This window comes from Mariprofundus erugo, from assembly GCF_005818865.1.
Lineage (GTDB): Bacteria > Pseudomonadota > Zetaproteobacteria > Mariprofundales > Mariprofundaceae > Mariprofundus > Mariprofundus erugo.
This window is the reverse complement of the sequence record NZ_VBRY01000005.1, coordinates 107777-128470: the sequence shown is the minus strand read 5'-3', so window position 1 is coordinate 128470 and position 20694 is coordinate 107777. Positions and strand designations below refer to the sequence as shown.

Below are 20694 nucleotides of genomic sequence, written 5' to 3'. Positions count from 1 at the left end.
TACCGGTGCCATCCCGCATCGCCATCATCGGAGGCGGCCTCACCGGTTTAACTGCTGCCATCCGTCTGGCCGAGGCCGGGCACGAGGTGACACTGTTTGAAGCAGCCCCTGCTGCCGGCGGACGTACCCGATCATTTTTTGAGCCGACCATGCAGCAGCTGTGCGATAATGGCCCGCACCTGCTGATCGGTGCCTATCGTGCAACCCGTACATTGCTGCAGGACTGCGCCGCCGATCACCACCTGCACTGGCAACCATCACTCTCGCTGCCATTATGGGATCAGCCACGTGGCCACTTTTGCTTTCAGCCAGCGGCTCTCCTCCCCTTTCCACTGGCCATCCTGCAAGCCGCAGCCACCCTTCCCGGTCACAGCCTGCATTCCGCCACAGCCATGCTGCGCATGGCCATCGCACTGCAACGCAAAGCGCCCCCGCTTGCGGATCATGTCAGGGAATGGCTGCAATCCCTGCGTATCCCGGCCGAGCTTGTCCGCGACATGCTTGAACCCCTGTGCCTCGGCGCCATGAATGAGGCGATGGACACAGCTTGCCCGCACTCGTTCAAACGTGTCTTGCAGGAAAGCTTCGCCAGCCGCCGCGATGCCTGCCTTGGCTGGTTTAACGGCCCCCTGCAAACCACCCTGATTGAGCCACTGCTGAACAAAGCATCTTCTCTTGCCGTTCGCATCCACACCGGCCACCGGGTACGCCAGCTTGAGGTGCAGCATGGCAAGGCTGTGCTCGATGATCACCGCTTTGATGCAGCGATTCTGGCGCTTCCCGCCCATGCAGCCGACAGGCTACTCAAGCAACCGGCCAGCACAGAGACACGTGCCATCACCAACATCCATCTCTGGCTGGATGAACCTGTTTCCATGCCCGCTCCGCTTGTCGGTTGTATCGGCGGCACCGGCCAATGGTATTTCGATATATCGCGCCAATGGCATCACAGCCTGCCCGGACAACACCTATGCGCCGTCATCAGTGCCGATCATGAGTCGCATGATCACCCTGCACTGGTGATGCGCTGCCGGCATGAACTGGCCAGGCTCTGCTCACTGCCGAAACTGCCGGAACTCGTACACAGCCGTGTCGTGCGTGAACAGCGCGCGACCACCCTCGTGCGCCCGGCCAAAGCCCCCCGTCAGCTACCCGCCTGCATCATTGATGCAAGCGAGCGTCCTCTCCCGGGTCAGTTGCCGGCAACGATTGAGGCAGCCATTCGTCGCGGTGAACAGGCGGCGGCAGCATATATAAACGGCACATCTGTTCACCGACTGCCGATCTGATCGGTCGTCGCAGCCGGTTTCAACCACATCCACGAAAAATCTCACCTGATACATGCATTACATTTCATATCACTTTGTTTTATTTGATCTATTTTTATTGCACAATAAACAGGCAATCACCCTCCCCCCACCTCGAATCCCTTATCAGCAAAGAAATACGGCACTTCATCCACACAGTTATCCACAGCTTCTGTGGAAACAGGCTGTGAAAACTTGCAATGCCGCCGATTCAGGTAAAAATTAAGCCATCGGAGGATCACGATATGTCTGAGAAACCTTTTCGCACCCCCACGCTCGCTGACCGTATGATTGGCGAAGTGGACAGAGCACTGAACAATATCTTTTGCGAACAGCCAAGCTCCCGTCCCTATCCTCCGGCCGCCGCTGTCGCCGATCTTCCTGTCAGCGATTCAACCGCTATCAAGCCCGTTGCCGAGATGAGTCCGGCCCAGAAGCAGCTGGCAGCTGGCCTGATGCGCGTCAATCATGCCGGCGAGATGGCGGCCCAGGCACTGTATCAGGGGCAAAGCCTGACCGCCCGCGACCCGGAACTTTCCGCCAGACTTCGCCATGCCTCCATTGAGGAGAGCGATCACCTTAACTGGTGCAGACGCCGCCTGACCGAGCTGGGAGAGCGCCCGTCGATGCTTGATCCGCTCTGGTATGCAGGCTCATTCGCCATCGGTATGACGGCCGGCATTGCCGGGGATCGCTGGAATCTGGGATTTCTTGCTGAAACCGAGCATCAGGTGGTCCGCCATCTCGACAGCCACCTGGCCCGCCTTCCTGCCGATGACCAGCGCAGCCGCGCCATTGTTGAACAGATGAAGATCGATGAGCAGGGCCACGCCGAACTGGCCGAATCGCTGGGTGCCGCCGAGCTGCCGCCACCGGTGAAGCAGCTGATGCAGCTGACCTCCAAAGTGATGACCCGCCTGGCAGAGAAGGTATAAGCTGCGGGCGGCCTTACAACGCCGCCGGCAAAATCACCTGCCGATACATACAGCTACTGATCCGCACTGCGTTCCATGGCTGATCGCCACATCCGCTGTACTTGCTCGCTGTCCGGCAGGAAAGAATCCATCGCCGTTTTCGCTTTTCGCATGAATCAACGAGCGCCACACAGTCATTCAAATTGCGCTTCCCTCCATGCACCCCCGACCATGACGCCCTGTCACATCAGTGCTATGGTTGCGGCCGTTTTTCTGTAAGGGGTTCTTTCATGTTCACAGCCACATCCTCATGTCTCTGCGGGCCGGTCACCTCCTGATGAAACCTGTAAGAATCATCGGTGTTGATCCGGGCTCGCTGAAAACGGGAGTCGGCATTATTGATGTACAGGGCAACCGTATTCGCCATGTCCACCATACGGTCATTCGTTGTGGCAATGGCGATTTTGATACCCGCCTGCACCTGCTTTTTACCGGCCTCAGATCCCTGATCAGAGAGTTCAAGCCGGCAACAGCTGCCATTGAGGATGTATTCGTCTCCAAAAATGTGAACTCAGCCCTGAAACTCGGCCAGGCGCGCGGCGCCCTGATCGCAGCATGCGGCGAGTGTGATTTACGTGTCAGCCCCTACTCACCCACCATGGTCAAGCAGGCCGTTGTCGGTTTCGGACGAGCGGAAAAGGAGCAGGTGCAGCATATGGTACGTGTGCTGCTTCATCCACCCGAGCCACTGGCAGAAGATGCTGCGGATGCACTTGCCGTGGCAATCTGTCATGCGCATCATGCACCCATGCAAAAATTAGTGAGTTCAATATGTTAACATCCATTTCTGTCATAACCCCGGCCGATTCGCGGCACCACCCTGATGTCACAGGAGCGCTACGTTGATCGGCTGGCTTTCCGGTACTGTAAAAGCACTCGACCCGGCTGGATTCGTCCTGCTTGATACCGGTGGCGTGGGCTATGACGTCATCGTCAGCCTGCAAACCCTGTGCAAGCTGCGCCCGGGTGAAGCGACTGAACTCTCCATTCATACCTATGTGCGTGAAGATCAGATCACCCTGTTCGGCTTCAGCAACATCAGTGAGCGCGGCATTTTTCGCAAGCTGACCACGGTCTCCGGTATCGGTGCCCGCATGGCCCTGAACCTGATGAGCGGCATGAGCTGCGAGGATCTGATCCGGGCCATTGAGCAGGCCGATGACCTGGCCATCGCCCGCACGCCGGGCATAGGCAAAAAAACGGCCCAGCGCCTGATCCTCGAATTGCAGGGTAAACTGGGCTCCGCCCCGGCAACAGGTGGTGTCACCAACAACAAGGCTGAAGAGGTGCACTCGGCTCTGATCAACCTGGGCTACAAGGCTGCACAGGTCGATGCCGCCCTGAAACGCATTGAACCGGCTGATTTTGAAACCATGTTCCGTGCCGCACTGAAGGTGATTGCCTGAATATGATGGATTATCAGGATCATGACGAGCGCCTCGTTGACGGGGCATCCAGCGGGCACGGTGATAACTGGGATGCAGCGCTGCGACCGAAAATGCTCGATGAATATGTCGGGCAGGAGAAGATTCGTGCCAACCTGACCGTCTATATCCGCGCGGCAAAGGCGCGCAATGAGTCCCTCGATCATGTATTGCTCTACGGCCCGCCGGGACTTGGCAAAACGACACTGGCCAACATTATCGCTATGGAGATGGGCGTCCACATTCGTGCCACCTCGGGACCGGTGATTGAAAAGGCCGGCGATCTGGCGGCCATGCTCACCAATATCGAGGAGGGTGATGTCCTCTTTATAGATGAAATTCACCGCCTCAGCCCGCAGGTAGAAGAGATTCTCTACCCGGCGATGGAGGATTTTCAGCTCGATATCATCATCGGCCAGGGCCCGTCAGCCCGCTCGATCAAGATGGATATCCCCCGCTTCACGCTGGTCGGCGCCACAACCCGGGCCGGCCTTCTGACCAACCCGTTGCGTGACCGCTTCGGTGTGATCGAACGGCTGGAGTTTTATTCCAGGGAGGAGCTCGCCCGCATCGTCGATCGTTCAGCCCGCCTGCTCAATATTCAGACCGATCACAGTGGTGCGATGGAAATTGCCTGTCGCTCACGCGGCACCCCGCGTATTGCCAACCGGCTGCTGCGCCGCGTACGCGATTTTGCCGAGGTTGAACATAACGGTGTGATTACCGGTGCTGTTGCCGATTCATCGCTGACCCGGCTTGAGGTGGATCACCTTGGTCTGGATCATCAGGATCGGCGGCTGCTGTCGATCATGATCGATAAATACAATGGCGGCCCGGTCGGCCTTGATACGCTGGCGGCCTCGATCTCCGAAGAACGGGACACCATTGAAGATGTGCTTGAGCCTTACCTGCTGCAGGAGGGGCTGATTGCGCGCACACCGCGCGGCCGCACGGCAACCCCGCTGGCTTACGCCCATATGAACCGCTCGCTTCCGGGCAGTCTCAGACAGGAGTCACTGCTGTGAGCACATATCAGGAAACCTTTCCTGTACGGGTCTACTATGAGGACACCGACCACGGTGGTGTTGTTTATTATGCCAATTATCTGAAATTCATGGAGCGCGGTCGTACCGAGTTTCTGCGTACGCTGGGACTTGAACTGGATATCATCGACACGGACTTCGGTGTGCAATTTGCTGTCACCGAGGCCCATGTTCGCTATCGCATGCCGGCCCGCTTCAACGACCTGCTTGATATCGGCACAAGTTTGATCGAACTTGCCGGTGCCCGTCTGGCTTTCAGCCAGCAGGTCTGCCACCGCGAGTCCGGCAAAGAGCTGTGCACAGCCACCATTCGGCTTGCCTGTATCAACCGGGACGGAAGGCCATCCCGTATTCCAGCCACACTGTTTCAAACATTACAGAATCACCTGAACAAGGAGCTTATATGAGTCAGGATCTCTCCATACTGCATCTGATCCTTCATGCCGGCATCATCGTACAGGGGGTCTTGCTGTTGCTGATCACGCTATCGCTGATCTCCTGGGCCATCATTTTCAACAAATGGCGGCTGTATAGTCAAACCCGCCGCGAGGCGGAGGCATTTTCACAGACATTCTGGAGCGGTACGGATATGGACACCGTACTGACAGGCATTTCACAGCAATACCCTGACAGCTCACTGCCCAATATTTTTCAGGCCGGGTACCGTGAATTCATGCGCATCCGACGTGATGCCAGCCAGGGGCACAGCGCCAAGATCACCGCCGGCGGTGGCATTGACGGCGTGCGCCGATCACTCGATGCAGCCTTCTCACGTGAAATCGAAAAACTCTCCCGCCACCTGGCTTTTCTGGCCACGGTTGGTTCAACCGCTCCGTTTATCGGTCTGTTCGGTACGGTGTGGGGTATCGTCAACGCATTTCAGGGGATTGCCATGACCCAGAATACCTCATTAACCGCTGTTGCCCCCGGCATTGCCGAAGCACTGGTGGCCACCGCATTCGGACTGGTCGCCGCGATTCCGGCTGTCGTTGCCTACAACAAATTCACCTCCGACCTTAAGCGCATGGGCGCCAATATGGAGCAGTTCTCCTCCGAATTCCTCAATATTATCTCCCGTCACATCAAGGGGTAAATTATGTGGGCCGGTCAAAGTAAATGGGACAGGGATAGTGAGCCGATGGGTGAAATCAACGTCACCCCGCTGGTCGATGTGATGCTGGTGCTGCTGATCATCTTTATGGTGACGGCACCCCTGCTGACACAAGGGGTGAATGTTGATCTGCCGGACAGTGAGTCCCCGGCCATGCAACAGAATGTGGAACCGCTGGTCGTCACCATTCAGGCAGATGGTCAGATCTACATGCAGGATCATGCCATCGCCATTGAGCAGCTTGCCCCCCGCATTGAGGCCATGCGCCAACAGAAACCAGGACTACCCATTTTTATCCGAGGTGACGCCAAAACCCCTTATGGACGGGTTGCCGAGGTCATGAGTCTGCTGGAAACATCCGGCATCCGGAAGGTTGGCCTTGTCACCGAGCCGCACCGCTAGGCAGCCCCGTATCAGTGCAGATCTGAGCAAATCTGATCTGCTGTTTGCCCTGCTGCTTCATGCAGTGGTACTGGCTGTGATTGTTGTTTTGGCCTTCTGGCAACAGCGCCATCCGGATGAACCACTCAAGCGTATTGAGGTGATGATGATTTCATCCAGGCAACTGGCTGATATGGAGCAACAGGCACGCAAGGCAACAAAACAGGTCAAACAACACAAACCGACCGAATCCAGGCCACCCAAACCGGCACCGGAAAAGCCGAAGCCTGCGCCCAGGCCAAAACCACAGGCAAAACCGGTCCTGAAGCTTGAGGAGAAGCCGAAGCCTGCCACAAAACCAAAGCCTGCCGAACCGCCAAAACAGGCGGAAAAAGTGAGGAGTGAAAAGAAAAAAAAGGTCAAGGCTGATGAAAATTTTGATCCGTTCGCACCGGTTGCCTCCTCCACAGACAGCAAGGCAAACACCACGACCACCCGTCGAACGGAGCTTGCGGACCTTGCCGGCAAACAATTGTCCAGCAATGAGATGGAACGATATATCGGCATGATGCAGGCGGCCGTGCAGGAGCACTGGAAGGTGCCGGCCAGTGCGGCCACGACCATCGACCCTCTGGTCGAAATGGAGCTTGCTGCTGATGGCAGCGTGGTCGCAGTAAAAATAGTGGAGAGCTCAGGCAATGAGCTGCTGGATGCATCACTGATCCGGGCCATCCATGCAGCAGCGCCCTTCCAGCTACCCGCAGAGCAGTTCGAGTTCTTCCGGGTCAACCACCTGCGCTTTCATCCGATAAAGTAAGCGGATGATACATTCACGACTGATCACAGCCCGCTTTATTCAAGCGGAGGCAACAGCAGCGCTCAACTACAGTGGCGACTCGCCCTTATCTGCAGTCAGTGCCTGCTCGACGAGCGCCTGCATGGCCTCAGGGGTATATGGCTTCTGAAGAAAGCCGAATAACCGTTTACCGGCAAAACGATCCTGAACACTCTGTTCACTATAACCGGACGAGAGAATCACCTTTACATCCGGATTAATCATACGCAACTGGCGGAATGTCTCTTCACCATCCATGCGTGGCATGGTCAGATCGAGCAGCACCAGGGCAATCCGGTGTGCATCCCGGCGGTAGATTTCGGTCGCCTCTTTCCCGTCGGAAGCGGTCAGTACCTCGTCAATGCCAAGATCGGCCAGCATCATGGCAGCCATATCACGGATGATCTCTTCATCATCGACCACAAGCACAACACCGGCACCATAACGGGACAGCGGTCTGCTCTCCGCATGCACCTGATCGTTGCCCACATAGTTCATGGCCGGAAACAGAACCCGGAATGTGCTCCCCTGCCCCTTTTCGCTATATGCTTTCAGCGCACCATGATGACGGCGCACAATACCGAGGATCGCACTCATCCCCAGCCCCCGACCGGTAAATTTGGTCGTAAAAAATGGATCAAACACCTTTTTCATGGTCTGGGCGTCCATACCGCAACCGGTATCGGAGACTTCGACAAAGACAAAATAGCCCTCTCTGGCTTCATCACTATGCAGACACTGATTCAGGTAGTCCTTGCTGGCAAAGGTGACACCGGTGCGTATCGCGATCACACCGCTGCGCTTGTCTATGGCCTCATTGGCGTTGGTGACAAGATTCATCACCACCTGTTGCACCTGCGATGGATCCGCCTCAATACCGGGCAGCTGTTCTGTCAGCGAGAGCTTGAGAATCACCCCTTTGTTCATGGTGACTTCCATGATATTGAGGATCCCTTCGATCAGGGTCGACAAATCCACTGTCTGCATCACAAGATGGCCCTGTCCCGAGTAGGCCAGCATTTGACGACAGAGGTCGGCAGCCTTTTCAGAGGAGCTGACAATCGCCTGCATATGCTTCTGAAGAGCCATGGACTGGCCGGGGAGCTTGCGCTCGGCCATGGCTGCATGGCCCATAATCGCAGCGAGCAGGTTATTGAAATCGTGTGCAATACCTCCGGCCAGCACGCCCAGACTCTCAAGCTTCTGCTTTTGCAACAGCTTGAGTTGCAGCTGCTCTGCTTCCTCTTCAGCCTGCTTGCGTTCGGTGATATCGGTCAGCGTACCGGTTGTCCCCTGCACAGCTCCGGCATGATCGAGTGTGAGTCGGGCAAATACTTCGATCCAGCGAAAACCACCATTTTTATGGCGATAGCGGATCACATGGCGGCAATACTCTTTTTTGCGCTCAATCAGTGGTTTGAAACGCTCCATATTCAGCTCACGATCATCCGGGTAAACATAATCGAGGAAGAGCGTGTTCATACTCTCCTCGACGGAAAAGCCGGTCACTTCAAACCATGCCGGATTAAGAAAGGTCCACAATCCCTGGGCATCGGTCTGAAACACCACCTCTTTGAGGTTATTAACCAGCTCCCGGTATCGCCGCTCGCTTTCGCTGAGCGCCTCAATGAGGCGGTAGTGATGTTGAATGCTTTTCTCTTCATCTGTCGGGCGGGTCATCGGTTTACTCCGCCAGTGCTGAAATCAGATTCTGACAACTCCATATATCGGCATAGAGGGGAAATACCTGATTGCAATAAAAATCCTGCTCGAGAAAGGTTCGGCCGCAGGTTGCATCCTTAAGCATATGCACCCGGAATCCGCGCTCATGGGCCGAACGGCCGGTTGAATCAATACAGATGGAGGTGACTGCTCCGGCCAGCACCACATCCTCAATCCCGCGTTCGTGCAACAGCGCATCCAGTCCTGTTTCCGCAAAGGCATTCAGCCCCCGCTTGCCGGGTACCTCGATGATCCTGTCGGCATAAGGTCGGAACTCCGGAATGGCCTCTGCCCCGAATGTCCCTCGCCGGAATGCACCGGCATCCTTTACTGCCTTGAGAATACCAACAGGCTCATGTAATTCGTGATAATCTTCAGTAAACAGAATCGGCGTTGAAATCATGGTCACGCCGGTATCCTGCAGGGCTTGCAGCAGCTGCAGGGTGATTTCCAGAACGCTGTCGGCGTTCATCTCAATCACCGGTCGTAATACACCGTCTTTCGAAAAATAGTCATTCTGATAACCAATCAGAATCAAGGCTGTTTTTTTTGCCTGCATGATCGCCCCCGCGCCACTCCTGACTACTCTGACACCCTGTGCCCGTATACCCCCGAACCCATGATGCGCATTACCAAAGCAGAAGAGTCATTTTTACCCTGTGGCTCAATCATGTCAACATTTCAACATTTCTTTTTATCGATCACTGCAATCACGTTTCGCACGGCCTGACATTCAGCCTTTGATAAACGAAGCAACCTCTTGAGCGAACGTACCCGGATCAATCGGCTTCTGCATAAAGCCGTCAAAGCCAAGCTCCAGCAAGCGCTCCCGCTCGCCCTTCATCACCGAGGCAGTCAGCACCACCACAGGGAGCGTGGTAAAACCATCCGCACGGATAATCTCCAGTGCTTCAAGGCCGCTGATGCCGGGCATACGCAGATCCATCAGCACAAGATCCGGAGGCTTCTGACGAACAAGTTCAACCCCTTCCTCACCGGTTGCTGCACTCACCACTTCAAATCCTTCCAGCTCGAGCACATCCGTGACGAGCTCCAGATTCATCGCATTGTCATCCACAACCAGTACGCACGTCATATCAGACATCCCCCAGCACACAATGGTTACCACCGCTCTCACAGGCTTCATCGATCCGCTCTTCAAGAAGTCGCAATAACTTTTCCGCATCTTCGCCATCATATGAGAAATGAACAGCACCAAATGAGGCAGTAAAGCCAGCCATCGCCCCCTGCGGCAGTGGAAAACGCTGGTGCTGAATCCGAATGCGTAATTTTTCTGCCACACGTGCGGCACCGGCAGGGGTAATGCCTGGCAAAAACACCTCAAAGCGCTTTTCCGATATGCGGGCAAATACATCACCATGACGAATCAGCGTCTTGACTGTATCGGTCATGTCCTTGAGTGCGGCAATGCCCCAGCGCTCACCATATTTTTCGGTATAGGCATCATATCCATCCATCTCCCAGCCAAGGATCGAGAATGAAAGGTGGTGGCGCAATGCGGTCGATGTCTCCTGAGCCATGCGCCGGCGCATATAACGCTGGTTAAAACAGCCAAGCGATACATCAATCAGTTGCGCCTGCACAGGGTAAAGCAGCTCCAGCCGGTGCAATTGACGCATAATCTCAGCCTGATTCGAATCACCCTTGAGCAACACGCGATCTGCCTGGTGACCCAGCTGCAGAATCTCTTCACGACTCAGATCCTTGGCCGTAAAGATCAGTACCGGTATATCCGCCACGGCAGGATTCTTTCTCAGACTCGACATCACATCAAAGCCGGTCATACCAGGCATCATCAGGTCGAGAATGATCAGATCCGGCTCCCGCTCAATCGCCTTGCGCAACCCCTCCTCACCACTCGCCGCCAGTAAAATGCGATAGCCTTCATGCAGCAGGGTCTCCTTGAGCAGCTCCCGAACCGAAGCATCATCATCAATCACCAGAACCGTTGCCATTTCCGAACGGGAGGGGATCAAGCGACCATAGCGCGTAATGACATCGATCATTTCATGCTGGGTCATCCCTTTTTCAATCACTCCGACTTCGCCCATGGAGTATTCGGGTACATCGGCTGTGCCCCCCACCAGAATAACCGGTGTCGACTGGGTACGACGACATGATTTGATCGCCTGCAGATTTCGGTGGGTCTGTTCGCCCTCGGCAGACATGCCCAACATGATCAGGAATGGAAACCCTGCTGAGGAAGCCTCCAGACACGCGGCAACATCTGCACACTGAACCGGTTCATATCCACCCTCGCGCTCAAGTGCAGTTGCCACAGCATTGCGCCGCTCCTGCCACTCATCAATCACCACAATGCGGGGACGAGGACCATGGCTTGGCACCACTTCCGCAGGTTCGGCTATCGGCGCATGCACCTGTTCATACAGCTGCTGTTCAGCCATCTCCTGAGCCGATCCGGACATGACCATCTCACATGGCAGGTGAATGGTAAAAATGCTGCCCTCACCCACTTCACTGGTCGCACTGACATCACCGCCCAGCAAACGGGCCTGTCTGCGTGTCAGAGCAAGCCCCAGCCCGGTCCCTTCATAGGCGCGAGCCAGCCCGCCCCTGGCCTGGACAAACGGCTCAAATATTTTCTCCATATCTTCGGCCGAGATACCAATACCGGTATCCTTTACATCCACCAGCAGCTCTTTCTCGCTGCCTTCGGGAGCCAGGATGCGCATGGATAACTCAACGCTGCCACCCTCAGGGGTAAACTTGATGGCATTACCCACCAGGTTGACCATCATCTGATGCAATTTGCCGCGATCGGTGCGGACCAGCTCCTGCATATCCTCCTGCTGCTCAAGACTGAGCGTTAACTGTTTCACCCTGGCCAGCGGGGTCATTTCAGCCAGCACCTGCTCTGCCACCTCGGCCGGTGAAAACAGATGCTCCTCGACCACCATCATACCAGCCTCAATACGACTGATATCGAGAAGATCATTGATAATTTTCAGTAACCGCTTGCCACTGCCGTGAATATTGTCGACATATCGCTTCTGCTTTTCATTCAGGGCACCGAGCCGCGGATTTCCCATCAGCTCCGAAAAACCGATAATCGCATTCAGCGGCGTACGCAACTCATGGCTGGTATTGGCCAGAAACTGGTTCTTGGCCTCACTGGCCTGCATCAGCTCCTCATTGATAATCTCAAGCTCGACCTCACGGGCACGCAAACGGGCATTGGATGTCTGCAGCTCCTCGGTTCGCTCGCACACCTGGCTCTCCAGCACATCGTTCAGCCGCCTGAGCTTCTCCATCGATTGTGCATTGGCCAGCGCCACACCGCAGGCCGCCGCCAATGCCTCCAGTACCGTCTGATCCTCGGCAGAAAACGGCTCGCCATCGACCCTGTCGGTCAGATACAGCGCGCCAATCACCTGCTCACCGAAACGAATCGGCAAGCCCAGAAAATTGCGCATAAACGGATGCCCTTCAGGGAAGCCGACACTGGCAGGATGTGCCTGAATGTGATCGATACGAACCGGTTTTCCCTCATGCCACAGCAGCCCAAGCAGCCCCTTGCCCTCCGGCATACGGGCGATTTTCTGCTCCACCTCCGGATCCATGCCAAGTGAGATAAACTGTTTTTGATCGTTCATATCAAGGTGGCTGAGCATGACATAACGGGCTCCCGTCATCTCCATGGCCAGCTCACCGACCCGCTTTAACACCTCGCGTGATACCCTCTGACAGGACAGGCTGACCGTTGCCTCCAGCAACGCCTGCTCTCTCGCACGCAAGCGCTGCTCCACAACCAGTTCGGCCTCCAGCTGATCCAGAAGAGAGTTGGAACAGGCTGCAAGCTCACCCAGCTCATCCTGACTGGAGCAGTTAAAGCGCTGCAAACGACTTCCCGCCACAATCCGGCGGGCGGTTTCGGCAAAATCCATAATCGGATTGAGAATGGTCTGACGGGTGTAAAGCCATACACCAAGCACCAGCAAAATACCCATGGCAAAAAAGATCATCAATGCCTGCCCTTTCAGGGACTCAACCAGTGAGGCGGCCTGTACAGTCGAAAGCGACAATGCCAGCACACCACGGTTACTGTGCTGATCATATCCATGGCACTGCATGCAGGAGGATTCTGCATGGATCGGGTAGAGAAGCGTCATATGCTCACTGTCATCCCGGCGCAGATAAGGTGTTGCCGATGCGGCTACCGACTTAAATGCCTCAGCCAGTTTCTCCGGTACGACTGACGGGGATCGATGCTCTTCGCGTACAGGAAAGCGCTCTTCTCCCAGCCACTGGTTGACATGCCGGAGGGTACCCGGATCGACAAATGCCTCGCTCCCGTCTGTTCGATAGATGCGCACACTTTCAACATCGGGCAGTGATGAAATGCGGTTGATCCAGTCGCGAACAATATTGGCATGGCCGGTCAGCATGATGCTGCGCAGACTCGCCTCCAGCGAGCTGGCGGTAGCCAGTGCCCGCTCCTTTTCGCCCTGATCGGCAAGCGAATTGCCCACCCGGTCAAGCCAGCCGCCACACAGGGCCAGCATCAGGGCAGCCAGTCCTCCCACCACCATGGATGTTCTTACGCTGATACTCCTCATTCCAACCCCCATTCAGCCTCCACGGTTAACATGCAACAGCCAGATTACCCGGCGTCATGATCTGCCCGATTACCTGCAACAGCTGATCCGGCTCAACCGGCTTTAGCACAATCGGAGCAATGTGCTCACCGGCGTGCGTAAAATAGTCGCCGCTGACCAGCACCGTATGGGCAAGCAGGCCGGGTCTGCAGATGGCAACATGATCCAGTAATTCTGTGCCGGTATGCCCACCATCCAGATGCTGGTCACAGGTCATCGCATCCACCGTCACATCACTGCTCAGGATCTGGAGGGCTTCTGAAAAACTGCCAGCCGTGATGATCTCATAATCGAACTCGAGCACAGCGATGTAGTATTCCAGTTGAATGGGGTCATCATCGACAATCAAAACAGATTTATTGCCTGGCTCAACACCCATGGGCAACCACCTGCTGCTTCCCTGCCATCAGCAAACTGCCGATTGTCTCAACCAGCGTCGGAACAGCGACGGGTTTGTGCAGTACGGCATCCGGTCCCGCCTTGCTCAACCGTTGCATGACCAGCCTGCGATCCTGAGCACCGGTCAGCACCAGGGTCGACATGGTCGCGGCCAGTTCGGCATCCTTTTTAATCCGCTCAATCAGCTCCAGGCCGTTGATCTCCGGCATCATGATATCAAGCACCAGCAAATGCGGTGTAAAACGGCCGATTTCGATCAAACCGGCATAACCATCATGGGCAAATACAAATTCCGCATTGATGCCCCCCATCATACAGGCATCCTCTACAAACGAATGAATATGCGGGTCATCATCGACAACAAGAATACGGAACGACTCTGCAGCTGCCGCCGGTTCAACACAGCGCTCCTCTTCGGGCCCGTTTTTTTGTCCGGCCGAAGCGAGAAAACGATCAAGCTCGGCGGCTGAAATACGCCAGTGACCGCTCGGCAACTGAATCGCCTTTATATGGCCGCTCCGAATCCAGCTTTTGATCGTATTCAGGCCCACCCCGCATATACGGGCCGCCTTCCCTGTCGTCATTAACACCTGCCAGCCTCCTGCCAAAAGATCTGCGAATATCTGACGATTTTGACGATTTTGTCAATTATTACACCTGAAATTTACAGTGCACGCGCCCGGCTTGCTGTTGATTGCCCCTACCGGCTCCCGCCTTGCAGATGCATGCTCCTCCGGCAAAAGAGACGACCTCATAAGCATTTATTAAATAGCTGCTGACGCATCAACATGCAAATGCGAAACGAGGCGTTGGCTGCGCTTACAATGCCGACAGTGATGCCCCCTGTTTGACTCGATGCATCATATATTCCAGCCGATAGTGGCAAAGGCGTCCGATCCGCCCGGCCTGACAAATGGTGGCATCAATCCATCTCCTGCACGGAAGCGCGGAATACATCTGCGCTTACTTGCAGCTCACCATCCCTCAGCTTGCTCTGTCTGATCCATTCATTTACAGTCAATGAGTGACAGCGCAGGAAGCATGACCCTGCCATCCGGGGCAGATGTCGATGATTGCCGCCTGGCAAATATCATCGTTTCCCGGGGCACAACGCACACAGGAGGCCTCCATGCCGGAGTGGATTCAACAACATGCATTGGTCTGGACAGATATGATGCAACAGAGCGCATTCTGGTGGCAGCTCATCGTGCTTGGGCTGGCTGTGACGACCGCACTTGCGATGCGTCAGTGGATCAAGCGGATACCTGAATCACACCATCATACGGACCAGCAGAATCGTTTGCGTACCATTTCATGGCATACGCTGGAGCGCATTCAGTTTCCCATCTCCATGTTACTGGTCACACTGGTCGGACAGGCCATTCTGCATGCTGCCGGACTTCCATCGTCGATCCTGATCGTTGCCACCCCGCTGCTGCTGTCGCTGGCAGGTATCCGCATCGCAGTCTATCTGCTGCGCAAGGTGTTTACCCCCGGTCCTCTGATCAAAGCCTGGGAAAATGTCATTGCCTCGGTGATCTGGTGCATGGTCGCACTGCACCTGCTGGGCTGGCTGCCCGATGTACTGTCAGCACTCGATACACTGGCATTCAGGCTCGGTGATAATCGCATCTCGCTGCTGCTTGCCATCAAGCTATGCCTGACGGTTGTATTCTTCTGGATTCTGGCGTTGTGGATCGCCAATATCATCGAACAGCAACTGCATCGTTCGCCCCATATCAGCAGCAGTGCACAGGTCGCCCTCTCCAAGTTCAGCAAGTTTTTCCTCATTGCCCTGGCCATACTGATCGCACTCGATGCTGCCGGTATCGACCTCACCGCTCTGACCGTTTTCAGTGGTGCCGTCGGCGTCGGTATCGGTTTCGGCCTGCAGCGCATCTCCAGCAACTTTATCAGCGGCTTCATCCTGCTCTTTGACCGGTCCATCAAACCGGGAGATGTCATCACCGTGCGCGACAAGTTCGGCTGGGTACAGGAGCTGAGGGCGCGTTATATCGTTGTCCGTGACCGTGACGGTGTAGAGACGCTGATTCCGAATGAGAATCTGGTGACATCCGAGGTGATCAACTGGAGCTATTCCGACCCCAATGTCCGCATCAAAATCCGTATTCAGATCAGCTATGACGACGACCCTGAACAGGCCATGCAACTGATGCTTGAGTGCGCCAGGGCATCTGCCCGCGTATTACTCACGCCTGAACCGCTCTGCCGGCTGATTGAATTTGCCGATAACGGCATTGTGCTTGAATTAAGAATCTGGATTGCCGATCCGGAAAAAGGGCTGGGGGGTGTACGCTCCGAGGTCAATCTGGCCATCTGGCGGGCATTCAAACAACACGGCATCACCATCCCCTACCCGCAACGGGATATTCATATCAAAGAGGGCGGAAAATTGCAGCTCAGTCAGGAGTAATGACCGGGCAATCGCATGAAAGAGCCCGTCATCCAACAACCTTTCACCGCCAAGGACGCAGAGTTACGCAGAGTAAACGCCATGTTCACACCATGGAATGGTTGCCTTCGCCCGGCATGTGGCTTCCACCCTATCCACATCAAGTGATGATTGGTTGCCATCCCGGCGGAAACCAGTCTGTAAAGGCAAACACGTGACAAAGAGGCAGGAAGCCGACTGGACGGCCAAAGGCAGCCGGCAGGGCGAGGGCATGATGCCCGGGTCACTTTGTTTTTACTGACCAATCAAGTGCTTACGCGCGTGATTTGACTCGAGCTCATATGCCGGCGGCAAAACGGTCCAGTCCGTGACCTGTATGGGAGTACTGATAGATCAGCACCGCTTCATGTACACTTTTCTGACTTCCTCTGCGCTTGATTAAATGCACAGCCTGTTGCGCGCCGGGAGCACCGGCGTTTAATTCTGTGGTGCATGGCTGTGATAAGAGCCAGGGACAAAGGGGGTTTTAATGCGATGGCCCCGGGAGTCATGCTGCTGTTATGCCAGTGACCAGGGGGGCAGCGGCGTCTCCAGTGCATCACAGATCGCACGCAGCATCTCCTGCGCCTGGCCGCTCACACGCCCGTCCGCCATCACCGCGACCGTGCAGACCGTGACGATTTTTTTCTGCATGGATGGCATACCATGACGCAAGAAATGCAGGGCACGATCAAGCCTCTCCATCGTGCAGATCTCACGCCCTGGCATCGGCGGAACAAGCTCTGTGCCATACTGCCGCATGGCATCACGATAGACCGATTCAGGCAGGCGATGGTGCCCCAGCCGGATCAGCATCGCCACGACCACCGCCAGATGGCTCAACACCTCTCCGGCAGGCAGCGGCCTGTTGCCGGCAGGCTGCACCGGCTCAAATGCCGGTGATACATGCCGCTCTACCATACGTTGCAGCATAAACTCAAACATGCTGACCTCGTGATTGGCATGGATCAGCATCATGGTATTGGCTCTGAACTGCTGATACTGCGCCAGAGAAAGCTCCTTTAAAGCCGGCATCAGCAACTCCAGCAATGGAATGCGCATACGAATATCCATGGCTGCAAGCCGGGGATAAATATCCAGCACCTCGCCAAACACGGCAGCATCCGCCTGGGTCTGCAAGACATCCAGTTGCCGTCCGCGTATGGCAGCTTCACTGTCCAGTAACAGGCAATACACCATGGCACGCGCCATATAAGGATCACGGGCAAAACCTCTCAAGGCCGCCGGCAGCTCAGCCAATATTCCCTGCGCCAGCTCACAATCCGGCTGGCCAATTGAATCCACGACTGTCACCGGATCATGTGATCGCTCCCCGGCAACAGGTGGCGCATTTGTTGTGATACCGGCCATGGCGTGCACGGCCTCATCGAGGATGTGCGTGCTGCGCGCGGCCACCTGCACCGGTTCAATCCGCCCCTGAAAGCCCGGTTGCAGCCGGCGGATTCGCTCAAGTAGCGGCGGGTGGCTAGCCCACCAGTCGGATCCCTCCTCCTTCATGGCATTACCGAAAAAAAAGTGACTGGCCTGACGGGCTGCCGGATGAGCAACGCGAGCCCCTCGTGAATATCCGGCGATCACCTTCAATGCACCAGCCAGCCCTGCCGGATTACGGGTGAATTGAACCGCTGCTGCATCTGCCAGAAATTCACGCTGACGGGAGACCGCCCGTTTGATCAGATCGGCAAACACCACGCCGGCAGTCCCGGCAAGAAACAGCAGGAAACCGATCACCAGCAAGGCCGGATGCGTCCCCCGTTTATCATTGGAGTATGCGACAGATCGCCTTGATGAGAGCAGCATAATACCGGCATCTGAAATCAGGGTAATGCCGAATAGCACCCCGGTCAGATACATTTTCAAGCGCATATCGCCATTGAGAATATGGCTGAACTCATGGGCAACCACCCCCTGCAGTTCGTCACGCTCCAGCAGCTCAACCGCCCCCTGCGTCACGGCAATCACAGCATCCGCAGGTGAGAATCCGGCTGCAAAGGCATTGATACCTGCCTCATTCAACAGATATACCGGCGGTACAGGCAGACCGGATGCGATAGCCATCTCCTCCACCACATTGAGCAACCGCCGCAACAGCGGGTCGGCACTGGCCGCAGGAATGCGGGAAGCAGCAAGCATCTCGGCAACGGCACGCCCTCCCCCCTGCTTCAGACTATACAGCCGATACCAGCTCCCCCCGGCAATGACCATGATCGTTAACAGGGAGACCCAGCCAAATCGGGTTGGCTGCCAAAGTGTCTGAACAGAAATCAGCCCTTGCCCGCCCTGAAAAAGATCGGCGAACAGGAGACCGAGACTGACAGCCAGATAAACAGCCACAATGATCAGCAGTACCGCCATGGCAAACAGGATGACAAGGCGGGTGGTCTGCCGTCGTGCCTGCTCCTGCTGGCCGAAGAAATCTACCATGGCAGCAATAAACTCAGAGCGTGTCCGACCCCTGGAAGCTTACCCGGACCGCCTTGCCTGCAGCCGCCTCATCAAGCTCCCATAATGCGGCCTCATGGAAGCCGAACATGGCGGCGAAGATCACTGCCGGAAAGGTCTCGCGTTCGGTATTGAACAGCATCACCTCATCGTTATAGGCCTGTCTGGCAAATGAGACGCGGTTTTCAGTCGAGACCAGCTCTTCCGATAACTGTGCCATTGTCTGATCGGCCTTCAGATCAGGGTAGTTTTCCATCACAGCCTGAAGATTCAGCAGTGCGCTACCCATGGCTGCCTCTGCGCCGGCCAGAGATTTCATCCCGCTGCTATCGCCGGGGTGAGCCCCTGCCGCCTTGATCGCTGTCAGCGCGTGGTTGCGGGCCTGAATGACTGCTTCCAGCGTGTCATGCTCATGCTTGAGATAGGCCCTGGCCGTTTCAACCAGATTGGGAATCAGATCATAGCGCCGTCTGAGCTGCACATCGATCTGGGAAAATGCATTTTTAAAGCGATTACGCATACGCACCAGGCGGTTATAAATCGCAATCACATAGATTAAAATGATACCGATTGCGATCAGCACCGACAGTAATACAGTCACCATCATTCGTCTCCTGTGTTTACCACAAGCCCGATAACCGGATCTGAATCAGCGGGAGGTACTTCACCCGTTCATCCGATCAGGGCTTATCATTCACCTGTACACGATAGAGCAACGCAGCCCCGGCTGCAAACAGGATCACAATCACCAGAATCGAAAAACGGGCGCTGCCGCTTACCATACTGACAGCGCCCATCAACAATGGCCCGACCACAGCAGCAAATTTACCCAGCATATTAAAAAAGCCGAAAAACTCGGCCGACTGATGTTCGGGAATCATACGGGCATACATCGAACGGGATAAGGCCTGAATACCACCGATAACCAGACCGATCGAGCCGGCCAGCCAGTAAAAGTCACCGGCATCCTGCATCGTCGAGCTCCAGATACAGACCATTGCATAGACCCCGATGCAAACCAGTAATACCCCTTTGCAGCTCCAGCGCTCGCCCAGCCAGCCAAGAGCCAGTGCTGCAGGAAAGGCAATAAACTGGGTCATCAACAGCGCGGTCATTAAAACCGAGGCATCAAAGCCAAGCGCCAGACCGTAATCAACAGCCATGCGCGCCACCGTATTCACCCCGTCAATATAGAGAAAATAGGCCAGCAAGAAGAGCCATACCTGCCTGAGACTGCGCAGATGCCGGAATGTGTCGCCCAGCTGAGCAAACCCATCCCTGGCCGCCTGATGCCAGTGCGTCCCCCCCTCAACATCGGCCTCCCTGACATGATATGCCAGCGGCAATGAAAAAAGCCCCCACCAGATGGCAACAGAGACAAACGACCAGCGTACTGCCTCCGCCTTATCAGCCAGCATGAACCACTCCGGATGCAGCGTCATGGCGATATTCACCGCAAACAGTACACCACCACCGATATAGCCGAGTGCATATCCGAGCGAAGAGATACGGTCCAGCTGACTGCGCTGTGCCACATCGACAATCAAGGCATCATAAAAGACGTTGGCTCCGGAAAAACCGATCGCACCAAGAGAGAAGATCACCACAGCCCAGCCCCACTCGCCATGATCAACCAGAAAGAGGGCTGCCGTCATTAATACGCCCAGCGTGGTAAAGCTGAGCAACATACGTTTTTTCAGACCGCCGCGATCGGCCATCGCTCCCAGCACGGGTGCGAGTAGTGCGATCAGCAGGCCGGAAAGTGCATTGGCCAGCCCCAGCCAGAACGTGCTCTCGTTGGCCGAAAGATCTGCAGCCCAGAACTGCTTGAAAAATACAGGAAAGAAACCTGCCATCACTGTCGTGGTATAGGCGGAGTTGGCCCAGTCATACATGGCCCATGACCATGCGGCTTTCGAAACGGATCTCATATGGCAAAAATTGTA

General features: G+C 55.7%; 19 protein-coding genes. 10 read left to right on the top strand and 9 right to left on the bottom strand.

Annotation, left to right across the window (positions count from 1 at the left end):
* The first annotated feature begins 5 nt into the window (after window positions 1–5).
* The 9 genes from FEF65_RS06610 (at window position 6) to FEF65_RS06570 (ending at window position 7057) form a co-directional block, all read left to right on the top strand.
* A complete protein-coding gene (locus FEF65_RS06610; protein ID WP_138239014.1) occupies window positions 6–1289 on the top strand; it encodes a hydroxysqualene dehydroxylase in 1284 nt (427 codons plus the stop codon).
* Window positions 1290–1552: 263 nt separating this feature from the next.
* Window positions 1553–2242: a 2-polyprenyl-3-methyl-6-methoxy-1,4-benzoquinone monooxygenase gene (gene coq7 / locus FEF65_RS06605; RefSeq protein ID WP_138239013.1), complete on the top strand. Its 690-nt coding sequence runs from the start codon at window positions 1553–1555 to the stop codon at window positions 2240–2242.
* A 316-nt stretch (window positions 2243–2558) separates the two neighbouring features.
* Complete coding sequence (gene ruvC, locus FEF65_RS06600; RefSeq protein WP_138239012.1) at window positions 2559–3059, top strand: crossover junction endodeoxyribonuclease RuvC; 501 nt, start codon at window positions 2559–2561, stop codon at window positions 3057–3059.
* 64 nt (window positions 3060–3123) lie between these two features.
* The gene (ruvA, locus tag FEF65_RS06595) at window positions 3124–3687 is read left to right on the top strand and encodes a Holliday junction branch migration protein RuvA (protein WP_138239011.1); all 564 of its coding nucleotides are present in this window, start codon (window positions 3124–3126) and stop codon (window positions 3685–3687) included.
* Between the two features lie 5 nt (window positions 3688–3692).
* Complete coding sequence (gene ruvB, locus FEF65_RS06590; protein ID WP_138239107.1) at window positions 3693–4730, top strand: Holliday junction branch migration DNA helicase RuvB; 1038 nt, start codon at window positions 3693–3695, stop codon at window positions 4728–4730.
* A complete protein-coding gene (ybgC, locus tag FEF65_RS06585; protein WP_138239010.1) occupies window positions 4727–5155 on the top strand; it encodes a tol-pal system-associated acyl-CoA thioesterase in 429 nt (142 codons plus the stop codon). The genes ruvB and ybgC overlap by 4 nt, the downstream gene beginning before the upstream one ends.
* Window positions 5152–5841: a protein TolQ gene (gene tolQ, locus FEF65_RS06580; RefSeq protein WP_138239009.1), complete on the top strand. Its 690-nt coding sequence runs from the start codon at window positions 5152–5154 to the stop codon at window positions 5839–5841. Before ybgC ends, tolQ begins: the two co-directional genes overlap by 4 nt.
* Window positions 5842–5844: 3 nt before the next feature.
* Window positions 5845–6261: a protein TolR gene (gene tolR / locus FEF65_RS06575; RefSeq protein WP_138239008.1), complete on the top strand. Its 417-nt coding sequence runs from the start codon at window positions 5845–5847 to the stop codon at window positions 6259–6261.
* Complete coding sequence (locus FEF65_RS06570) at window positions 6239–7057, top strand: energy transducer TonB (protein WP_138239007.1); 819 nt, start codon at window positions 6239–6241, stop codon at window positions 7055–7057. The genes tolR and FEF65_RS06570 overlap by 23 nt, the downstream gene beginning before the upstream one ends.
* 66 nt (window positions 7058–7123) lie before the next feature.
* Here the strand turns inward: FEF65_RS06570 and FEF65_RS06565 are convergent, their stop codons facing one another.
* The 6 genes from FEF65_RS06565 to FEF65_RS06540 form a co-directional block, all read right to left on the bottom strand.
* The gene (locus tag FEF65_RS06565) at window positions 7124–8755 is read right to left on the bottom strand and encodes a hybrid sensor histidine kinase/response regulator (protein ID WP_138239006.1); all 1632 of its coding nucleotides are present in this window, start codon (window positions 8753–8755) and stop codon (window positions 7124–7126) included.
* Window positions 8756–8759: 4 nt separating this feature from the next.
* On the bottom strand, window positions 8760–9356 hold the full coding sequence (locus FEF65_RS06560) for a cysteine hydrolase family protein (RefSeq protein ID WP_138239005.1): 597 nt from the start codon (window positions 9354–9356) through the stop codon (window positions 8760–8762).
* A 174-nt stretch (window positions 9357–9530) separates the two neighbouring features.
* A complete protein-coding gene (locus FEF65_RS06555; RefSeq protein ID WP_138239004.1) occupies window positions 9531–9893 on the bottom strand; it encodes a response regulator in 363 nt (120 codons plus the stop codon).
* A 1-nt stretch (window position 9894) separates the two neighbouring features.
* A complete protein-coding gene (locus FEF65_RS06550; protein WP_138239003.1) occupies window positions 9895–13407 on the bottom strand; it encodes an ATP-binding protein in 3513 nt (1170 codons plus the stop codon).
* Window positions 13408–13420: 13 nt separating this feature from the next.
* Window positions 13421–13813 (bottom strand): response regulator, encoded by a 393-nt coding sequence (locus tag FEF65_RS06545; protein ID WP_138239002.1) that lies wholly within the window; start codon window positions 13811–13813, stop codon window positions 13421–13423.
* Window positions 13803–14417: a response regulator gene (locus FEF65_RS06540; RefSeq protein WP_138239106.1), complete on the bottom strand. Its 615-nt coding sequence runs from the start codon at window positions 14415–14417 to the stop codon at window positions 13803–13805. Before FEF65_RS06540 ends, FEF65_RS06545 begins: the two co-directional genes overlap by 11 nt.
* A 545-nt stretch (window positions 14418–14962) precedes the next feature.
* On the opposite strand from FEF65_RS06540, the gene FEF65_RS06535 reads away from it, so the two are divergent.
* Window positions 14963–16267 carry a mechanosensitive ion channel family protein gene (locus FEF65_RS06535; protein ID WP_138239001.1) on the top strand — a complete coding sequence of 435 codons (1305 nt, stop codon included), beginning with the start codon at window positions 14963–14965 and terminating at the stop codon, window positions 16265–16267.
* A 537-nt stretch (window positions 16268–16804) separates the two neighbouring features.
* Here FEF65_RS06535 and FEF65_RS06530 read toward each other — a convergent pair.
* The 3 genes from FEF65_RS06530 to FEF65_RS06520 all read right to left on the bottom strand — a co-directional run bounded on the left by FEF65_RS06530 (window position 16805) and on the right by FEF65_RS06520 (window position 20679).
* Window positions 16805–18730, bottom strand: coding sequence for a M48 family metallopeptidase (locus FEF65_RS06530; protein ID WP_138239000.1), 1926 nt, complete (start codon window positions 18728–18730; stop codon window positions 16805–16807).
* Between the two features lie 13 nt (window positions 18731–18743).
* The gene (locus tag FEF65_RS06525) at window positions 18744–19352 is read right to left on the bottom strand and encodes a LemA family protein (RefSeq protein WP_238701228.1); all 609 of its coding nucleotides are present in this window, start codon (window positions 19350–19352) and stop codon (window positions 18744–18746) included.
* 76 nt (window positions 19353–19428) lie between these two features.
* On the bottom strand, window positions 19429–20679 hold the full coding sequence (locus FEF65_RS06520) for an MFS transporter (protein ID WP_138238998.1): 1251 nt from the start codon (window positions 20677–20679) through the stop codon (window positions 19429–19431).
* Window positions 20680–20694 lie beyond the last annotated feature (15 nt).

What these genes read in the sequence shown, in the direction of transcription:
- FEF65_RS06540 (WP_138239106.1), bottom strand. Translation starts at nt 14,417, where the DNA reads ATGACGACAGGGAAGGCGGCCCGTATATGCGGGGTGGGCCTGAATACG.
- FEF65_RS06535 (WP_138239001.1), top strand. Translation starts at nt 14,963, where the DNA reads ATGCCGGAGTGGATTCAACAACATGCATTGGTCTGGACAGATATGATG.
- FEF65_RS06560 (WP_138239005.1), bottom strand. Translation starts at nt 9,356, where the DNA reads ATGCAGGCAAAAAAAACAGCCTTGATTCTGATTGGTTATCAGAATGAC.
- FEF65_RS06550 (WP_138239003.1), bottom strand. Translation starts at nt 13,407, where the DNA reads ATGGGGGTTGGAATGAGGAGTATCAGCGTAAGAACATCCATGGTGGTG.
- tolR (WP_138239008.1), top strand. Translation starts at nt 5,845, where the DNA reads ATGTGGGCCGGTCAAAGTAAATGGGACAGGGATAGTGAGCCGATGGGT.
- coq7 (WP_138239013.1), top strand. Translation starts at nt 1,553, where the DNA reads ATGTCTGAGAAACCTTTTCGCACCCCCACGCTCGCTGACCGTATGATT.
- ruvC (WP_138239012.1), top strand. Translation starts at nt 2,559, where the DNA reads ATGAAACCTGTAAGAATCATCGGTGTTGATCCGGGCTCGCTGAAAACG.
- FEF65_RS06525 (WP_238701228.1), bottom strand. Translation starts at nt 19,352, where the DNA reads ATGGTGACTGTATTACTGTCGGTGCTGATCGCAATCGGTATCATTTTA.
- tolQ (WP_138239009.1), top strand. Translation starts at nt 5,152, where the DNA reads ATGAGTCAGGATCTCTCCATACTGCATCTGATCCTTCATGCCGGCATC.
- FEF65_RS06530 (WP_138239000.1), bottom strand. Translation starts at nt 18,730, where the DNA reads ATGGTAGATTTCTTCGGCCAGCAGGAGCAGGCACGACGGCAGACCACC.
- FEF65_RS06555 (WP_138239004.1), bottom strand. Translation starts at nt 9,893, where the DNA reads ATGACGTGCGTACTGGTTGTGGATGACAATGCGATGAATCTGGAGCTC.
- FEF65_RS06520 (WP_138238998.1), bottom strand. Translation starts at nt 20,679, where the DNA reads ATGAGATCCGTTTCGAAAGCCGCATGGTCATGGGCCATGTATGACTGG.
- FEF65_RS06545 (WP_138239002.1), bottom strand. Translation starts at nt 13,813, where the DNA reads ATGGGTGTTGAGCCAGGCAATAAATCTGTTTTGATTGTCGATGATGAC.
- FEF65_RS06565 (WP_138239006.1), bottom strand. Translation starts at nt 8,755, where the DNA reads ATGACCCGCCCGACAGATGAAGAGAAAAGCATTCAACATCACTACCGC.
- ruvB (WP_138239107.1), top strand. Translation starts at nt 3,693, where the DNA reads ATGGATTATCAGGATCATGACGAGCGCCTCGTTGACGGGGCATCCAGC.